General features: G+C 50.3%; 10 protein-coding genes, 16 tRNA genes, 2 rRNA genes and 1 riboswitch. Of the genes, 26 read left to right on the plus strand and 2 right to left on the minus strand.

Going from position 1 to position 17,633, the window contains the following annotated elements; all coding sequences use genetic code 11:
* Positions 1-18: 18 nt before the first annotated feature.
* From NYE33_RS08740 to NYE33_RS08755, 4 genes are all read left to right on the plus strand, one after another.
* Entirely contained in the window at positions 19-492 is a 474-nt protein-coding gene (locus tag NYE33_RS08740; RefSeq protein WP_042139980.1) for a GNAT family N-acetyltransferase, read from the plus strand.
* Positions 493-529: 37 nt separating this feature from the next.
* A complete protein-coding gene (locus NYE33_RS08745; RefSeq protein ID WP_341065480.1) occupies positions 530-2,455 on the plus strand; it encodes a DUF4097 family beta strand repeat-containing protein in 1,926 nt (641 codons plus the stop codon).
* A gap of 125 nt (positions 2,456-2,580) precedes the next feature.
* Positions 2,581-3,012: a Fur family transcriptional regulator gene (locus tag NYE33_RS08750; protein WP_039310392.1), complete on the plus strand. Its 432-nt coding sequence runs from the start codon at positions 2,581-2,583 to the stop codon at positions 3,010-3,012.
* Between the two features lie 179 nt (positions 3,013-3,191).
* Positions 3,192-4,913 carry a glycosyl hydrolase family 18 protein gene (locus tag NYE33_RS08755; protein WP_341065481.1) on the plus strand — a complete coding sequence of 574 codons (1,722 nt, stop codon included), beginning with the start codon at positions 3,192-3,194 and terminating at the stop codon, positions 4,911-4,913.
* Positions 4,914-5,020: 107 nt separating this feature from the next.
* Here the strand turns inward: NYE33_RS08755 and NYE33_RS08760 are convergent, their stop codons facing one another.
* Positions 5,021-5,386 (minus strand): DUF2614 family zinc ribbon-containing protein, encoded by a 366-nt coding sequence (locus tag NYE33_RS08760; RefSeq protein WP_042139978.1) that lies wholly within the window; start codon positions 5,384-5,386, stop codon positions 5,021-5,023.
* Between the two features lie 131 nt (positions 5,387-5,517).
* On the opposite strand from NYE33_RS08760, the gene NYE33_RS08765 reads away from it, so the two are divergent.
* The 19 genes from NYE33_RS08765 to NYE33_RS08855 all read left to right on the plus strand — a co-directional run bounded on the left by NYE33_RS08765 (position 5,518) and on the right by NYE33_RS08855 (position 13,257).
* Positions 5,518-6,393, plus strand: a complete 876-nt coding sequence (locus NYE33_RS08765; protein ID WP_042239683.1) for a nucleotidyltransferase-like protein — start codon at positions 5,518-5,520, stop codon at positions 6,391-6,393.
* 433 nt (positions 6,394-6,826) lie between these two features.
* Positions 6,827-8,382, plus strand: a 16S ribosomal RNA gene (locus NYE33_RS08770).
* A gap of 385 nt (positions 8,383-8,767) precedes the next feature.
* Positions 8,768-11,698 (plus strand): 23S ribosomal RNA (locus NYE33_RS08775).
* Together the 16S and 23S rRNA genes with 16 tRNA genes alongside form the textbook arrangement of a ribosomal RNA operon.
* Positions 11,699-11,761: 63 nt before the next feature.
* Positions 11,762-11,837 (plus strand) — tRNA-Asn (locus NYE33_RS08780).
* Between the two features lie 3 nt (positions 11,838-11,840).
* Positions 11,841-11,930, plus strand: a tRNA-Ser gene (locus NYE33_RS08785).
* A gap of 31 nt (positions 11,931-11,961) precedes the next feature.
* Positions 11,962-12,033, plus strand: a tRNA-Glu gene (locus NYE33_RS08790).
* Between the two features lie 5 nt (positions 12,034-12,038).
* A tRNA-Val gene (locus NYE33_RS08795) sits at positions 12,039-12,114 on the plus strand.
* A gap of 33 nt (positions 12,115-12,147) precedes the next feature.
* Positions 12,148-12,224: transfer RNA gene (locus NYE33_RS08800), tRNA-Met, on the plus strand.
* 4 nt (positions 12,225-12,228) lie between these two features.
* Positions 12,229-12,306: transfer RNA gene (locus NYE33_RS08805), tRNA-Asp, on the plus strand.
* A gap of 19 nt (positions 12,307-12,325) precedes the next feature.
* Positions 12,326-12,401, plus strand: a tRNA-Phe gene (locus NYE33_RS08810).
* A gap of 20 nt (positions 12,402-12,421) precedes the next feature.
* Positions 12,422-12,497 (plus strand) — tRNA-Thr (locus tag NYE33_RS08815).
* A 5-nt stretch (positions 12,498-12,502) separates the two neighbouring features.
* Positions 12,503-12,588 (plus strand) — tRNA-Tyr (locus NYE33_RS08820).
* A 5-nt stretch (positions 12,589-12,593) separates the two neighbouring features.
* Positions 12,594-12,667, plus strand: a tRNA-Trp gene (locus tag NYE33_RS08825).
* A gap of 26 nt (positions 12,668-12,693) precedes the next feature.
* Positions 12,694-12,769: transfer RNA gene (locus NYE33_RS08830), tRNA-His, on the plus strand.
* 49 nt (positions 12,770-12,818) lie between these two features.
* Positions 12,819-12,894, plus strand: a tRNA-His gene (locus NYE33_RS08835).
* A gap of 18 nt (positions 12,895-12,912) precedes the next feature.
* Positions 12,913-12,987: transfer RNA gene (locus NYE33_RS08840), tRNA-Gln, on the plus strand.
* A 6-nt stretch (positions 12,988-12,993) separates the two neighbouring features.
* Positions 12,994-13,068, plus strand: a tRNA-Gly gene (locus NYE33_RS08845).
* Positions 13,069-13,075: 7 nt separating this feature from the next.
* Positions 13,076-13,149, plus strand: a tRNA-Cys gene (locus tag NYE33_RS08850).
* 29 nt (positions 13,150-13,178) lie between these two features.
* Positions 13,179-13,257 (plus strand) — tRNA-Leu (locus NYE33_RS08855).
* A gap of 152 nt (positions 13,258-13,409) precedes the next feature.
* Here NYE33_RS08855 and NYE33_RS08860 read toward each other — a convergent pair.
* Entirely contained in the window at positions 13,410-14,330 is a 921-nt protein-coding gene (locus NYE33_RS08860; RefSeq protein WP_039309431.1) for an aldo/keto reductase, read from the minus strand.
* Positions 14,331-14,485: 155 nt separating this feature from the next.
* On the opposite strand from NYE33_RS08860, the gene NYE33_RS08865 reads away from it, so the two are divergent.
* The 3 genes from NYE33_RS08865 to NYE33_RS08875 all read left to right on the plus strand — a co-directional run bounded on the left by NYE33_RS08865 (position 14,486) and on the right by NYE33_RS08875 (position 17,542).
* Positions 14,486-14,866, plus strand: a complete 381-nt coding sequence (locus NYE33_RS08865; RefSeq protein WP_042239667.1) for a MerR family transcriptional regulator — start codon at positions 14,486-14,488, stop codon at positions 14,864-14,866.
* 419 nt (positions 14,867-15,285) lie between these two features.
* A riboswitch (purine riboswitch) is annotated at positions 15,286-15,389 on the plus strand.
* A gap of 160 nt (positions 15,390-15,549) precedes the next feature.
* Positions 15,550-16,962 carry an allantoinase AllB gene (allB, locus tag NYE33_RS08870; RefSeq protein WP_076247776.1) on the plus strand — a complete coding sequence of 471 codons (1,413 nt, stop codon included), beginning with the start codon at positions 15,550-15,552 and terminating at the stop codon, positions 16,960-16,962.
* Positions 16,963-16,981: 19 nt separating this feature from the next.
* A complete protein-coding gene (locus NYE33_RS08875; RefSeq protein ID WP_076247773.1) occupies positions 16,982-17,542 on the plus strand; it encodes a cysteine hydrolase family protein in 561 nt (186 codons plus the stop codon).
* Positions 17,543-17,633 lie beyond the last annotated feature (91 nt).

The raw sequence follows: 17,633 nt of genomic DNA on the forward strand, positions 1-17,633 counted from the left end.
TATAAGGGGACTGTACGGATGGATACAATAGTGAAGCTGGATCTGCAGGATGAGATAACGCTGGATGAGCTCTGGAGTCTTCAGCATAAGGCGTACCGCCTGGAAGCGGAGATCATAGGGTTCCGTGATATTCCGCCGCTGCTGGAGACCAGAGACATGCTGAGCCGGGTTAAAGAGGACTTCTACGGCTGTCTCGACGACAATGAGGAGCTCATGGGGGCTGTTGCAGTAATGGAGGAGGCTCCCGGTAAGCTGACCGTTACACGCATGATGGTAAGTCCGGATCATTTTCGCCAAGGGGTGGCGGGCAGAATGTTAGAATTTATCTTTGCCCGTTATGCGGAAATGGAACAGTTTATCGTATCTACGGGGAAGCTGAATGTTCCGGCAGTAACGCTCTACACCAAACACGGGTTTATTCCTGCAGGTGTTGAAGAGGTAGCTCCGGGTGTGGAGCTGGTAGAATTTCACCGGAGCGGCAAGATTGAATGACAAGCGAAGCAAACGTTCTGAAAGGAGGAGTGCCGAGATGAATTCAGGTCAACATGATCATGAGAATAATCCCGTGCAGGATGAAGAGAAGGAAGCTGATTTGCAGGAAGCTGAAGCTGGTGGAGCACCTAATGCCCCTTATATCCCTCCCCGCCAAAAGCGGCGTCCCCGCAAACGCAAATTTATAGCCGGCCTGCTGGCTGCAGTTATTCCCGGCACGGGACATCTGTATCTCGGGCTGCTCCGTAAAGGAATTTCGTTTATCTTTCTTATTCTGCTGGATATTGTGGCGCTGCTGTATTTCTCATCCATCGGAATGCAGATCAATGTACCGCTGCTAATTTTGCTGGCGCTCCTGATCCCGGCATTGTACTTCTATAATGTGTTCGATGTGCTCCAGTCTGCAGACCGGATATTGCGGTTCCCTGAAGAGCATGACCCTGAACTATCGGATATGAAGGATTCTGCAAAGAATACAGGGCGCCGGGTGAGAATCAGCGAGCCGGGAGTTTCCTTTGGTCTGCTGCTGCTCATTGGCGGGGCGCTGCTCTTCCTTTTCCGCCAGAAGCCGCCCTGGCTTCAAGTGTTCATTGAGAACTCCGCAGGTGCAACCGTAGCGGTTCTGCTGATGATTCTGGGCCTGCTTCTGGGTGTACGGGAGATTGCTAAGGACTCGGGCGCACGTCTGAGCAAGGAACGGCGGAGCCGGCGTGTGGGCAGATATACTGCCTCCGCAGTGCTGATTAGTGTCGGAGTTCTGTTGCTCATGGATTGGCGTGACGGAACTGATTATATGATGCTGCTGCTGAAATGGTGGCCTGTTATTCCGGTATTATGGGGAGTGGAGTATCTGCTGATCCACTTCTTTTCCCGCCGCCGCAGCCAGAACGTCACTACTGCCAGAGCCCGTATGGACCTGCGCGGACTGTTCTCGGCCATCCTGCTCTCGGCATGCGTATTTATCGTAACGGAGCAGGAGCATTATCTGCATCTTTGGAACCGGGTCAGTCTTAATTTGACTGTAGCGGCAGTTGATTATGGAGAAGCTGAAGGAAGCCGTTATGAGAAGGCTCCGCTTATTGTTCCAGTTGAACTGAATACTTCCGGAATCAATATTGATGCGATTAACGGGGATATTCTGATCCACCGGGCTGCTGTGGAGGATATTGAGATTACAGCTACAGTCTGGGTGGATCAGCTGGACGGGGTGCTTGCCGAATCCATAGCGGATCAGTCTTTTGTCGATGTGACAGAAGACACGACGATCAAGATCACTCCCCAGGGGAAGGCGTACGGTGAATCCGGCAAACGCCAGCCGCGGATAGATCTGGACATTTCCCTGCCCGAGGACCGACGGTTTGATCTGGGGATACGCACGATGAACGGCGGTATTACTCTGCAGAACGTGGAGGCTATTTCAGATATCTCTCTGGAGACAGGGAACGGGGAGCTGATCCTGCACCGTATTTACGGCAATGTAAAAGGTAAAACCCTCAATGGCGCAGTACGCGCCAGAAACGTACAGGGGAGTGTTGAACTGACTACAAGCGGTGGAGATATGGGGGCCTGGGAGGTTAGCGGGGCTCTGAAGCTGTCATCGGCAGTCGGTAATATATCGGCAACGGATAGCGGAGATGCACTGGATCTTTCCACGAAGAACGGCAATGTGGAGGTAGCCAGAGCCAGAACGAAGCTGCATGCCGAATCTTTGAACGGCAGAATCAACATTCGTTCGAACGACTTCGGCGGAGATTGGGATATCTACAGTGCTGTCGGAGATATCGATCTCTACTTGCCGCTTACGGGTAATTATACGGTGGAGGGCTCAAGCGGGTACGGGGATATTGTAACGGACCTGCCGGGACTTGTAATCGACAAAAAAAACCTCTCCGGCCAGATCGGAACGGGTGAGTTCAAGCTTCGTGTGGATGGAAACAGCAATCTAAATGTGAGCAAATATTGAATTAAGTAATTTTTATTATATAATAATAAATATAATGTAAGGACTTCGTTGACAACATTGAAAGCCCGGTCTTACAATTACATTAGAGTTATTATTAAGTTGTATAATTAAAGGCGGTGGCATGGATGGGTAGTGGCGTACAGCATGCATTGGAGCAACTGAAGACAACCGGTGTCCGTATTACGCCTCAGCGTCATGCGATTCTTACGTACCTGATGGAAGCGATGAATCATCCTACGGCAGACGATATTTACCGAGCGCTTGAGCCTCAGTTTCCCAGTATGAGTGTGGCAACGGTGTATAACAATCTTAAGATGTTTATAGAAGCGGGTATGGTCCGCGAGCTGACCTACGGTGATAATTCCAGCCGTTTCGATGCCAATGTGTCTGATCATTATCATGTCATTTGCCAGGAATGCGGTAAGATTGAGGATTTCAGCTATTCTTCTCTCCATGAGGTAGAGGAGCGTGCCGAATTGGCCACAGGCTTTAAGATTCATGGATTACGTATGGAACTGTATGGTGTTTGCAAATGCTGCAACGAGAAGCAGCACTAAGATATGGAATTGCAGGCGTGTAGAATCCGAGTGCGGATTCTACACGCTTTTTTCTATGGAGCTGTTACAAAAATACAAAGCTTCCAGCAGTTTGGCGCAACCAATAGGGCCGCGATGTCGTATACTTAACAGAAGTGCTATCTGATTATAAATTTATCATACTGTTTGGAGGATATATTTTGGACAGAAGACAGAGACAAAGACGCGTCAAAAAGCGTGGAAGTCTTTTTCGCCGCTTATTGGGACTTGTCATTATAGCTGCCGCAGCCTTTTGGGTTGTTTATTATGTATTACCGAACCGTCAGCATCTGGATCCGGATTGGAAGGGGCTGGAGAAGCCTGTTTTTGTTAAGGGAGAGCTTACCGGATACTCAGCCTCAGGGACAGGGGACAGCCTGCTATTACCACTGCCGCTATTACAGGAATACGTAGATTCATCTATCCGTTACGAGGAAAAGAGCAAGTCTGTGATTCTGTCGACAGACAGCAGTCTTTTATATATGCAGGAAGATTCAACAGCAGCAAGTTTGAACAATGAGCCCCTGCAGCTTCGTCTTGCGCCTGAAGAGAAGGATGGGGTGACATATCTTCCGGCTGATACACTGGAGGACCTATATGGCTTTGAGGTAGACGAGGATAGCAGTACAGGTGCCGTTCTGTTAATGACTGCCGGCGAAACGGTGCCGTTAGGCAAGGTGAAGGGTAAGGAAGGCGGACGGACCAAAGCGCTACGCAGCGGAGCCTCCGTACATGCGCCAATCCTTGCTGATATGCCGCCGGGAGCCACAGTGAGAATCTGGAATTCAGACATCAAAGGCTGGCTGTATGTGCAGCTGGAAAGCGGATATACAGGGTTCGTCAAGGCGGATGATATTCTAGCAGCCGGGAATAGAACAGTAGTGCAGCAGCCTGTGGCTCCTACCCGTGCCGAACGCAGCTGGAAAGGAAAGCCCGTTAATATGTTCTGGGAGGCAGTCTACGAACGCAAGCCGAATCCTGCGAAATTCGCTGATTTGCCAGGAATTAATGTGGTTAGTCCAACATGGTTCAGCATTATCGATGTTAATGGTAATGTTCGCAGCCAGGCTGACAGCGCCTATGTGGAGTGGGCTCATACCCAGGGCATGGAGGTATGGGGACTGCTCAGCAACAGCTTTGAGGCGGACCTGACTACGGAGGCACTATCCACGTATGACAGGCGGATGAATACAATTGTGCAGATGCTGAAGTATGCGGATCTGTACAACCTGGACGGTATTAATATCGACTTTGAGAATGTATATACCAAGGACGGACCTAATGTAACCCAATTCATGCGGGAACTGAAGCCCATGGCTCAGAGCCGGAATCTGATTGTCTCTATTGATGTAACTCCGAAATCAAACAGTGAAATGTGGTCCTTGTTCCTGGATCGCCGGGCGCTTGGAGCCGTGTCGGATTTCCTGATTGTGATGGCTTACGATGAGCATTGGGCGGCTAGTCCGGTTGCCGGTTCTGTAGCTTCCCTGCCGTGGGTGAAGAATTCTATAAGCCGTATTATTGAAGAGGATGCAGTCCCTGCCGAGAAGCTGATTCTGGGGATACCATTGTACACTCGTATCTGGACCGAGAAGACCGAGAAAGGTGAAACCAAAGTAAGTTCCAAGGCCGTCAGTATGAATGCGGTCCAGGAGATACTTGCCGAGAAGAAGCTGACACCGGTTCTTGATAAGGAAGCAGGACAGAATTATGTGGAATACAAAGAAGAGGATGTTTTGCGCAAAATATGGATCGAGGATAAAGTTTCGCTGGCAGCCAGAGTCAATCTGGCGCAGTCCTTCGGCCTTGGCGGTGTAGCCTCATGGAATCGGAGCTTTGCCAATCCGGAAGCGTGGGAAGCACTCAAGGCAATTGCTGAATAATGCTTAGGTGGATTGATTATAAAACGGGTGTCGTCCAGTAGAGGACGACACCCGTTTTGTTTGTATCCGGCAGGAGATTATTTCTGTAAAGATTCATATGAATTCGATTATTGCTTCAATTGCTGGACTTCGAGTTCTTCAGCGGTAATTGTGGCTTGTGCAGGGTCCATCGTAAGGATGGTGTGACAGAACATACAGCGGTCCGTTTTGCCAAGCATTTTGGTCTGCTTATGGCATTCGGGACATTCCACCTGGACAGCACTGGTTGAGAGCATGCCCGCCCAGAAGTAGATGGCCAGACTGGCCATCATGGAGATTAGACCAATGACGAGACCGATAGCAGCGACAACCTTGCCTGCAGACCCCCAGAATACAATGCCTGCGGTTCCCATAATCATAAGACCCATACCCAGCATCGTAAGAAGCAGTCCCCAGGTGCGAAAAGCGTTGATTTTGGCCGATTTAAATTTCATGAGTATTATCTCCTAACTGAAATATAGTTCGGTTGTCCAGGAGGAACTGACATGAATATGTAGAATATCATTTATGTAAAGAGAATTATAACTGACTGGATGCAAAATCGCCAAATTTGATGGAGGGAAGTATGGAACTGTCCAATTTGACCCTATTAAGTGGGGAGACATTTGATGAGAATGTTCTTGGAGCCGTTGCTTTGCGGCAAAGAGGCAATGACACATTTCAGAGCGCGCTGCTGCACGACTTTGATATGATGGTGCTCATGCTGCATGAGGAACAGGAGACAGAGCGAATTATAACCCACACCATTGCCGGGGACAGGCGGACGCAATCCGTGCATGTGGGTCTATCTGCTTTGGAACGCGCTGTGATGGCAGGGGACAATAATGAACTCCTTACCAGTTTAATGTCCGGTGAGGTGATCTGGGACCCTAAGGGAATATTGGCGGAGATGCGGAAGGAACTCATTCAGTTTCAAGGTCCGCTGAAAGAGCGGGTATTGTTTATGGAATTCTCCCGGTTTCTACATATGTATGTGAAGTCGAAACGTTACCTTGAAGCAGGCTGTACTATGGATGCTTATAACTGCGTGCTGATCGCTCTATACCATTGGGCACGTATTGAAGTGAGCGAGGCCGGATATTTTCCGGAACCCGCAGTTTGGGGACAGGTCAAGAATTTGAATTCTCCGGTTCATAAGTTATATGAAGAACTGACAGTAAGTACAGAAACGCTGGAACAGAGAGTCGAACTGATTTTGCTGGCCTGCGAGTTTGCGTTAATGTCAAAAATGGCGGATTGTTGCGCTATGCTTCTCCATATCCTGAGCAGCCGCAAGGAGGCTTGGAGTATTAAAGAACTTCTGCAGCATTCAGGACTGAGCCAGCTCCAGGCAGAGCTGCCGCTTGTTCTGCGCAAGCTTGTATCGCGTTCATTAATTAGAGAAATTACTTCTTGGGCTGTTGAGGCCGGGGACGGGCATGCAATTCGGTATACCCTTTAGTTAGGTGGCTGTCCACGGACATGAATAGACCTATAATAGAAAAAGTAAGCAGGAGGATGGAGAGAGGTAGTGTACTCTCTTTTTTTATTTGTTCCTTGCTGCATGAGCGCAGAAAATGAGGGGAATATTTAGGGTTGACTAGGACGCAACTTATGTGATAAATTATAACTCGTCCCTCTGACATAACGATGCGCTGCAAAGCAGTCGTAAATCAGCCGAAAAAAGAAATCAAAAAAAAGGTTGACTAAAACGAGGGCGCTGTGATATATTATAAAGGTCGCTGCTGAAACAAACAACGGCGACAAACGATGAGACATTGATCTTTGAAAACTGAACAACGAGTGAGTAGGAAATCACGAAAGTGACTTCCAAAAATAGAGAATGAAAATTCTCGTCAGATGTTTCAAAATGAGCAATCGCTCTTTCTAAATACAATTTGGAGAGTTTGATCCTGGCTCAGGACGAACGCTGGCGGCATGCCTAATACATGCAAGTCGAGCGGAGTTATGAAGGAGCTTGCTCTGGATTAACTTAGCGGCGGACGGGTGAGTAACACGTAGGCAACCTGCCCTCAAGACTGGGATAACTACCGGAAACGGTAGCTAATACCGGATAATTTCTTTCCTCTCCTGAAGAGAGAATGAAAGGCGGAGCAATCTGCCACTTGGGGATGGGCCTGCGGCGCATTAGCTAGTTGGTGGGGTAACGGCTCACCAAGGCGACGATGCGTAGCCGACCTGAGAGGGTGAACGGCCACACTGGGACTGAGACACGGCCCAGACTCCTACGGGAGGCAGCAGTAGGGAATCTTCCGCAATGGGCGAAAGCCTGACGGAGCAATGCCGCGTGAGTGATGAAGGTTTTCGGATCGTAAAGCTCTGTTGCCAGGGAAGAACGTCCGGTAGAGTAACTGCTACCGGAGTGACGGTACCTGAGAAGAAAGCCCCGGCTAACTACGTGCCAGCAGCCGCGGTAATACGTAGGGGGCAAGCGTTGTCCGGAATTATTGGGCGTAAAGCGCGCGCAGGCGGTCATTTAAGTCTGGTGTTTAAACCTTGGGCTCAACCTGGGGTCGCACTGGAAACTGGGTGACTTGAGTACAGAAGAGGAAAGTGGAATTCCACGTGTAGCGGTGAAATGCGTAGATATGTGGAGGAACACCAGTGGCGAAGGCGACTTTCTGGGCTGTAACTGACGCTGAGGCGCGAAAGCGTGGGGAGCAAACAGGATTAGATACCCTGGTAGTCCACGCCGTAAACGATGAGTGCTAGGTGTTAGGGGTTTCGATACCCTTGGTGCCGAAGTTAACACAGTAAGCACTCCGCCTGGGGAGTACGGTCGCAAGACTGAAACTCAAAGGAATTGACGGGGACCCGCACAAGCAGTGGAGTATGTGGTTTAATTCGAAGCAACGCGAAGAACCTTACCAGGTCTTGACATCCCGATGAAAGCATTAGAGATAGTGCCCCTCTTCGGAGCATCGGAGACAGGTGGTGCATGGTTGTCGTCAGCTCGTGTCGTGAGATGTTGGGTTAAGTCCCGCAACGAGCGCAACCCTTGACTTTAGTTGCCAGCAGGTCGAGCTGGGCACTCTAGAGTGACTGCCGGTGACAAACCGGAGGAAGGTGGGGATGACGTCAAATCATCATGCCCCTTATGACCTGGGCTACACACGTACTACAATGGCCGGTACAACGGGAAGCGAAACCGCGAGGTGGAGCCAATCCCAGCAAAGCCGGTCTCAGTTCGGATTGCAGGCTGCAACTCGCCTGCATGAAGTCGGAATTGCTAGTAATCGCGGATCAGCATGCCGCGGTGAATACGTTCCCGGGTCTTGTACACACCGCCCGTCACACCACGAGAGTTTACAACACCCGAAGTCGGTGGGGTAACCCGCAAGGGAGCCAGCCGCCGAAGGTGGGGTAGATGATTGGGGTGAAGTCGTAACAAGGTAGCCGTATCGGAAGGTGCGGCTGGATCACCTCCTTTCTATGGAGAATCGTCACCTGCAACGGTGACATTCAAATCGGAAGCGTAAGCTTCCAAAACTCAGGTCTAGGCCTGTTACTCACTCGTTGGTCAGTTTTGAGAGTTTAAGCTCTCATCTTTAAACTGTCTGAATTTTCGAACATCACAGTCGTGATTGTCCCGAAACTTCAGCACCTTGATCCTTGAAAACTGGATACCGAAACGAATTTGCGTTTTAGAACATCTTTTAGCTGAAACTTGTGTAAGCAAGTTGAAATAGTTATTAGTGCAGAACGAAGGTTTTCGATTGTGCAGCGACCTTTGGCTTTGAATGTGTTGGTGAATGGAGCAATCCATGAGCGGCATTCAAAACAAGATGAGCAAGCAAGCGAAACACCGGAGTGACGGTTAAGCTAATAAGAGCACACGGAGGATGCCTAGGCGCCAGGAGCCGACGAAGGACGTGGCGAACAACGAAACTGCCTCGGGGAGCTGTAAGCAAGCTTTGATCCGGGGGTGTCCGAATGGGGAAACCCAGCTGTGGTAATTCGCAGTTACTCGTATCTGAATACATAGGATACGCAGAGGCAGACCAGGGGAACTGAAACATCTAAGTACCCTGAGGAAGAGAAAACAATAGTGATTCCGTCAGTAGCGGCGAGCGAACGCGGAACAGCCTAAACCAAGGGGCTTGCCTCTTGGGGTTGTGGGACGTCTCACATGGAGTTACAAAGGAATATGGTAGGCGAAGAGGTCTGGAAAGGCCCGCGATAGAGGTAAAAGCCCTGTAGCCTAAACTGTGTTCTCTCCGAGACGGATCCCGAGTAGTGCGGGGCACGTGAAACCCCGTATGAATCCAGCAGGACCATCTGCTAAGGCTAAATACTACCTGGCGACCGATAGTGAAACAGTACCGTGAGGGAAAGGTGAAAAGCACCCCGGAAGGGGAGTGAAATAGAACCTGAAACCGTGTGCTTACAAAAAGTCAGAGCCCGATCTATGGGTGATGGCGTGCCTTTTGTAGAATGAACCGGCGAGTTACGTTTAACATGCAAGGTTAAGGTGAGAAGCCGGAGCCGCAGCGAAAGCGAGTCTGAATAGGGCGACTAAGTATGTGGACGTAGACCCGAAACCGTGTGATCTACCCCTGTCCAGGGTGAAGGTGCGGTAACACGCACTGGAGGCCCGAACCCACGCATGTTGAAAAATGCGGGGATGAGGTGGGGGTAGCGGAGAAATTCCAATCGAACTCGGAGATAGCTGGTTCTCCCCGAAATAGCTTTAGGGCTAGCCTCGGTGAATGGAGTGGTGGAGGTAGAGCACTGATTGGGTGCGGGGCCCGCAAGGGTTACCAAGCTCAGTCAAACTCCGAATGCCATTAACTTCTTGCCGGGAGTCAGACAGTGAGTGCTAAGATCCATTGTCAAAAGGGAAACAGCCCAGACCATCAGCTAAGGTCCCCAAGTGTGTGTTAAGTGGGAAAGGATGTGGAGTTGCACAGACAACCAGGATGTTGGCTTAGAAGCAGCCACCATTGAAAGAGTGCGTAATAGCTCACTGGTCGAGTGACTCTGCGCCGAAAATGTAACGGGGCTAAACACACCACCGAAGCTATGGCTAGATGCTTTGCATCTGGGGTAGGGGAGCGTTGTATGCAGGTTGAAGGTGTACCGTAAGGAGCGCTGGACAGCATACAAGTGAGAATGCCGGTATGAGTAACGAAAAGATCAGTGAGAATCTGATCCGCCGAAAGCCCAAGGTTTCCTGAGGAAGGCTCGTCCGCTCAGGGTAAGTCGGGACCTAAGGCGAGGCCGAAAGGCGTAGTCGAAGGACAACAGTTTGAAATTACTGTACCACCGTAATCCGCTATGAGCGATGGGGTGACGCAGGAGGGTAGTGACGCGGACTGATGGATATGTCCGTCTAAGCAGTGAGGCTGATGTGTAGGCAAATCCGCACATCACTAAGGCTGGGCTGTGATGGGGAGCGAAAATTGTAGTAGCGAAGGTCATGATCTCACACTGCCAAGAAAAGCCTCTAGCCAGGAGAAGGTGCCCGTACCGCAAACCGACACAGGTAGGCGAGAAGAGAATTCTAAGGCGCGCGGAAGAACTCTCGTTAAGGAACTCGGCAAAATGACCTCGTAACTTCGGGAGAAGAGGTGCCTCGGTAGGGTGAATAGCCCGAGGGGGCCGCAGTGAAAAGGCCCAAGCGACTGTTTAGCAAAAACACAGGTCTGTGCGAAGCCGCAAGGCGAAGTATACGGGCTGACGCCTGCCCGGTGCTGGAAGGTTAAGGGGAGTGGTTAGGGGTTAAACCCGAAGCTGTGAACCGAAGCCCCAGTAAACGGCGGCCGTAACTATAACGGTCCTAAGGTAGCGAAATTCCTTGTCAGGTAAATTCTGACCCGCACGAATGGCGTAACGACTTGGGCGCTGTCTCAACGAGAGATCCGGTGAAATTTTAATACCTGTGAAGATGCAGGTTACCCGCGACAAGACGGAAAGACCCCATGGAGCTTTACTGCAGCTTGATATTGAATTTGGGTACGATCTGTACAGGATAGGTGGGAGCCGTTGAGGCAGGAGCGCAAGCTTCTGCGGAGGCGCCGTTGGGATACCACCCTGATCGTATCTAGGTTCTAACCTAGTGCCCTAATCGGGTACGGGGACCGTGTCAGGCGGGCAGTTTGACTGGGGCGGTCGCCTCCTAAAGAGTAACGGAGGCGTTCAAAGGTTCCCTCAGAATGGTTGGAAATCATTCGCAGAGTGCAAAGGCATAAGGGAGCTTGACTGCGAGACCTACAAGTCGAGCAGGGACGAAAGTCGGACTTAGTGATCCGGTGGTACCGCATGGAAGGGCCATCGCTCAACGGATAAAAGCTACCCTGGGGATAACAGGCTTATCTCCCCCAAGAGTCCACATCGACGGGGAGGTTTGGCACCTCGATGTCGGCTCATCGCATCCTGGGGCTGAAGTAGGTCCCAAGGGTTGGGCTGTTCGCCCATTAAAGCGGTACGCGAGCTGGGTTCAGAACGTCGTGAGACAGTTCGGTCCCTATCTGTCGTGGGCGCAGGAAATTTGAGAGGAGCTGTCCTTAGTACGAGAGGACCGGGATGGACGTACCGCTGGTGCATCAGTTGTTCCGCCAGGAGCATGGCTGAGTAGCTACGTACGGACGGGATAAGCGCTGAAAGCATCTAAGCGTGAAGCCCCCCTCAAGATGAGATTTCCCAATTAGTAAGACCCCTTGAAGACGACGAGGTAGATAGGTTGGAGGTGGAAGTGCAGCAATGCATGGAGCTGACCAATACTAATCGGTCGAGGGCTTATCCAAATTTCTTAGAGCGCAGATTCGTTTCGGATTCAGTTTTCAGGTGATCAAGCCTGTTATGTATATTCCCTGATAGCTCAGTTGGTAGAGCACTCGACTGTTAATCGAGTTGTCACAGGTTCGAGTCCTGTTCGGGGAGCCATCTGGAGAGGTGTCCGAGTTTGGCCGAAGGAGCACGATTGGAAATCGTGTAGGCGCCACAAGCGTCTCGAGGGTTCGAATCCCTCTCTCTCCGTAGCTTTACCTTACAAATATTTAATCAACATGGCTCGTTGGTCAAGGGGTTAAGACACCTCCCTTTCACGGAGGTAACATGGGTTCGAATCCCATACGAGTCATATATGGAGGCTTAGCTCAGCTGGGAGAGCATCTGCCTTACAAGCAGAGGGTCGGGGGTTCGAACCCCTCAGCCTCCACCATCTATCTTTAACAGAATAGATTTTTAACATTGACGCGGGGTGGAGCAGCCCGGTAGCTCGTCGGGCTCATAACCCGAAGGCCGCAGGTTCAAATCCTGCCCCCGCAACCAATTTGGAACCGTGGTGTAGTTGGCCTAACATGCCTGCCTGTCACGCAGGAGATCGCGGGTTCGAATCCCGTCGGTTCCGCCATCTTTATGAAAAAATGTTCGGCTCGGTAGCTCAGTCGGTAGAGCAAAGGACTGAAAATCCTTGTGTCGGGGGTTCGATTCCCTCCCGCGCCACCATATTTCTTACAACTTAATACGCCGGTGTAGCTCAATTGGTAGAGCAACTGACTTGTAATCAGTAGGTTGGGGGTTCAAGTCCTCTCGCCGGCACCATCCTCGGAGGCTTAGCGAAGTGGCCAAACGCATCAGACTGTAAATCTGCTCACGTACGTGTTCGGTGGTTCGAATCCATCAGCCTCCACCATTTTTAGGGGCATAGTTTAAAGGTAGAACAACGGTCTCCAAAACCGTTGGTGTGGGTTCAATTCCTGCTGCCCCTGCCAAGTAATATCCTATAAAATTTAATATGGCGATCGTGGCGAAGTGGTTAACGCACCGGATTGTGGTTCCGGCATTCGTGGGTTCGAGACCCATCGGTCGCCCCATTTATTTTATAAGAGTTATAAGGCATTGCAATTAAATAAGCTTCATATGGCGACTGTGGCGAAGGGGTTAACGCACCGGATTGTGGTTCCGGCATTCGTGGGTTCGAGACCCATCAGTCGCCCCATTTTATTAAATCAAATGTTGGGGATTAGCCAAGCGGTAAGGCAACGGACTTTGACTCCGTCATTCATAGGTTCGATTCCTATATCCCCAGCCATTATATGCGGACGTGGCTCAGCGGTAGAGCATCGCCTTGCCAAGGCGAGGGTCGCGGGTTCGATTCCCGTCGTCCGCTCCATTTTTTTGGTGCCATAGCCAAGTGGTAAGGCAAAGCTCTGCAAAAGCTTTATCCCCAGTTCAAATCTGGGTGGCACCTCCATTATCTTTTAGAACTAATTCTATGTATATGCCGGCGTGGCGGAATGGCAGACGCGCTCGACTCAAAATCGAGTGGGAAACCGTGGAGGTTCGAGTCCTCTCGCCGGTATAATTTATGAAACTAGTCCCTTAGGAGTTTGACTCCTGAGGGATTTTTATATTTATACTCCATCTCAAATTAAGGATAAAACCCGCAACGAACTTAGATCATCAAATTCGTTGCGGGTTTTATATGTTTTATATGTTGATGCTAAGACTCACTTAAGGAAGCACGTTCCCGGCCGCGCGGTAGATCTCGTACCATTCCTGGCGGCTGAGGGTTATATCGGAAGCTTTGGCGATATCAAGCAAGCGCGCTGTGTTGGTGGTACCGACCACCGGCTGCATCTTAGCCGGATGGCGAAGGAGCCAGGCGATGGCGATGGCCGTATCTGCTACACCTTTTTCCGCAGCCAGACGGTTAATGACTTCATTCACCTCCGGGAACTTCTCATTGCCGAGGAATACGCCTTCAAAGAAACCGTATTGGAACGGTGACCAAGGCTGGATCGTCATATCATGCAGGCGGCTATACTCCAGGATGCCTCCATCATGGACAACTGATCCGGAATTTGTCATATTGACGTTGATCCCGGAATCGATCATGCCGGTGACCATTACGCTGAGCTGAAGCTGGTTGAACAGCAGGGGCTGCTTGACGTTCTTTTTCAGCAATTCAATCTGCAGGGGATTCTGGTTGCTGACGCCGAAGTGTTTCACGAGGCCTCTGCTCTCCAGCTGATCAAAGGCTTCTGCTACTTCTTCAGGCTCCATAAGGGTGTCCGGGCGGTGCAGCAGCAGAACATCGACATAATCGGTCTTCAGGCGCTTCAGGCTGTTCTCTACCGAGCTCACAATATGCTCTTTGGAGAAGTCGAAGAAGCCATTACGGATTCCGCATTTGGTCTGAATCAGCAGTTGCTCACGCATGCCCGGACTTGCAGCCAGCACGTCGCCGAACACCTCCTCAGCTTTACCGGCAGCATAAATGTCAGCGTGGTCAAAAAAGTCTATGCCAGCCTCAAGGGCGCTGTGAATATGTACATCGGCCTCTTGTGGTGACAGATCTGCAATCCGCATACAGCCCAAGGAGATTTCAGCGACCTCCAGCGCACCATTAGCAACGTTAATTCTTTTTACCATTAATTATTCACTCCTTAAATGAAGGTACAGTGTTAAGCTTAGACCTTAGAGTTAGGTGTAAGTCAATAGATTTATAGAGCGGCTTTTCATAGAAACCAAATGGTGTTACCTTAAGAGATGAAACCGATACCAGCTGACAGAAGGGAGCTGCAATAATGGGATACAGCATCAAAACCATAGCACAAAAAAGCGGACTGAGCCAATATACGCTGCGTTACTACGAACGGGAGGGCGTATTGCCGGTTGTGGCAAGAGATGCTAACGGCAACCGGTGTTTTGACGATGAGGATCTGGAGTTAATTTCGTTAATCTGCTGTCTTAAGGATACAGGGATGGCGATTGCCGATATCAAGCAATTCATTGCGCTTTCGAAAGAAGGGGTAAGTGCTTTGCCCGATCAGCGCAGACTGCTGCAGGAGCATAAAGTGCATATTGATGAGAAGATTAAATTCTTTCAGAGCTTTGCGCAAAAGGTGGACCACAAAATTGCTTATTTTGCCTCCCTGGAGAATGAAGCGAAAGCAGCCAGACCCTAATCTTGAGCCGCAGGGTCGTATGATTATTGTCGCTGCAATTAAGGATTGGAAATGCTGCAGCCAGTACTTAAGCTTGTAGCGAAACCGGTATAAGAATGAGATGAATTATAAATAGAGTAAGGCCTTATATTGGGTTGGAAATCCTTGCGGAGACCGGGTTCCCGGGTTTTCCTAAGTTGCTTATACAGTAGATAGAAGGGCAGCAGAAAGAACGGAATATCCGGGGAAAGCGTAATGCAAAGTCCGTTAGTGTAATGTTATATGACATATAAATTGACTGTTTCTTGACAAAGCGGTTTATAATCTTGACGGGAAGCCTCTTGATGATATGATAAAGGTACTTAAGGGAGCCGATTCTGGATATAGTGTTATATTAATTAACATGACGCTGCCGGGACTGCTTGCTTATCAGATGGACTAATCAAATAAGCTCTTGCTCTTGTATAAGCTCAATAATTTGGTTTGAGCGTTTCGACCAGGCGACCGTAAATTGCCCCAGGCTACAGGAGGTATGTGATAGGAATTGCTTTTCACTGTGCGGAGGTATCCGGGTGAGGCAGTGTTTACTATTATGTGCCTTTTGTACCCTGGGTTTTTTGTTGTGTACAGAAGCGTGGAGCTGATCTTGCCTCGTCCGGCCAGAGTGGGGATTCAACCAAATCATAAAGAAGAGGTGTGTATTCATGGGTTATGAACTGATCATTAAAAATGCGAGTATTCCGCAAGGCGACAGACAGGTGCTGACGGACATTCTGGTGAACAAAGGCGTTATCGTGGGGTTCGCCAAGGATATTGACGCGGAGGCCGATACGATTATTGATGCACAGGGCAAATTGGTGCTGCCAGGAGTTATTGATTCGCATACTCACTTTAATGATCCGGGGTTCACACACCGTGAAGACTTCGTTACTGGAACCAGCAGTGCGGCGGCGGGCGGGGTAACGATGATTGTAGATATGCCTTGCTGCAGCGTACCGTCTGTACGTTCGGTAGAGAACCTGCATAACAAGCTGAATGCGCTCGAAGGTAAAGGAATCGTCGACTACGCCATGTGGGGCGGGATTACCGGCGAGGATGTACGCAATGATGTGCTGGATATTGTGAAGGAGCAGGCTGCTGAGGGCGTGGTTGCTTTTAAAGTATATATGACACCGTCTGTGCCATCTTACCCGCGTGTGACGGACCCTGAGATGCTCGAAGCCTTCTATGCTGTAGCCGAAACTGGAATGCCAATCGGAATTCACGCTGAGAACTATGCCATCTGCGATTACTATACCCAGAAGCTGAAAAAGGAAGGACGGATGGATTACCCGGCATGGGCTGAAGCGCGCAAGATTCTGGCGGAAAAAGCGGCGATCCAGCTGGGCATCAGCTTCTCGGAGGAATCGGGAGCCCGCCTGCATATCGTGCATATGAGTACGGCGGCAGGCAATCAGCTGATCAAGGAAGCGAAGCTTAAAGGGGTGAAGGTGACAGCGGAGTCCTGTCCGCACTACCTGACGCTGAATGCGGTGGATGCGATGACGGAGTTCGGGACTTTTGCCAAAATTGCACCTCCGCTGCGCCGTACGGAAGATAATGAAGCGCTCTGGCAGGGGCTGGTAGACGGAACGATTGACTTCATGGCTACCGACCATGCTCCTTATGAGATTGCTACGGAAAAGGATGCACCAGGCATGGATGTCTGGACTTCCTTCCCGGGGATTCCGGGTGTAGAAACGCTGGTGCCGATCATGATTAGTGAAGGCTACAACAAAGGCAGACTCAGCTTGTCCCGCCTGGTGGAGCTACTGTGTACGAATCCGGCCATCCATTATGGCCTGTATCCGAAGAAAGGCGCGCTGGAAATCGGCACCGATGCCGACTTCACGATTGTCGATCTGGAGAAGGAATGGACGCTCGATAAAGATAAAATGCACTGCAAACCGAAATACACCCCGTTCCACGGAATGAAGCTGAAGGGCAAGGTGGATAAAACCATTGTCAGAGGCACACTGGTCTACGATGATGAGCTTGGTGTGGTCGGTAAACCGGGCTATGGCGAGTTCGTGAAACGGCAGACGATCAGCGAGCTTCCGCGTTTGCTGAAATACTAGGAGAAGGGGAGAGAACATAATGGCTAAACACGCTGTAGTAATTATTGATATGCTGAATGATTTCATCCATCCGGATGGAGCGCTGACTTGTCCGAACGGGACGGGAATCGTGCCTGCAATTCAGGAGCTGATCGAATTCAGCCACGAGAATGATATTCAGGTGATCTTCGTACAGGAGGCGCACCGGCAGAATGATGCTGACTTCAGGGTTAGGCCGGTTCATGCGATTAAGGGCACCTGGGGATCGGACTTCATAACCGAGCTGACTCCGCAGCCGGATAAAGGCGATTATATCGTGCAGAAAAGACGGCATAGTGCGTTCAGCTATACGGATATGGATCTTTTTCTCCGTGAGGAGGGGATTGATACGGTTGTAGTTACCGGGGTATGGACCAACGTCTGTGTCCGCTCTACGGCATCCGATGCGATGTACCACACTTACAAGGTCAAGTGTATCAGCGACTGCTGCGCCTCCAAGGATGAGGAGATGCATGTCTCCGGTCTGCGGGATATCGGGATTTTTGGAGAAGTGCTGACCCTGGCCGAGTATAAAGAGGTTAATGCTGTTGTAAAAGGCTAATATGTTGAAAGGCTAGTGCGATAAAGGCTAAACTTCGTATTCTAAAAGCTCCATGCTGTACGGCGGTTGCCGCTCAGCTGGGGCTTTTTGT

The sequence above is a fragment of the Paenibacillus sp. FSL R10-2199 genome (assembly GCF_038000235.1).
Classification (GTDB): domain Bacteria; phylum Bacillota; class Bacilli; order Paenibacillales; family Paenibacillaceae; genus Paenibacillus_AQ; species Paenibacillus_AQ phytohabitans.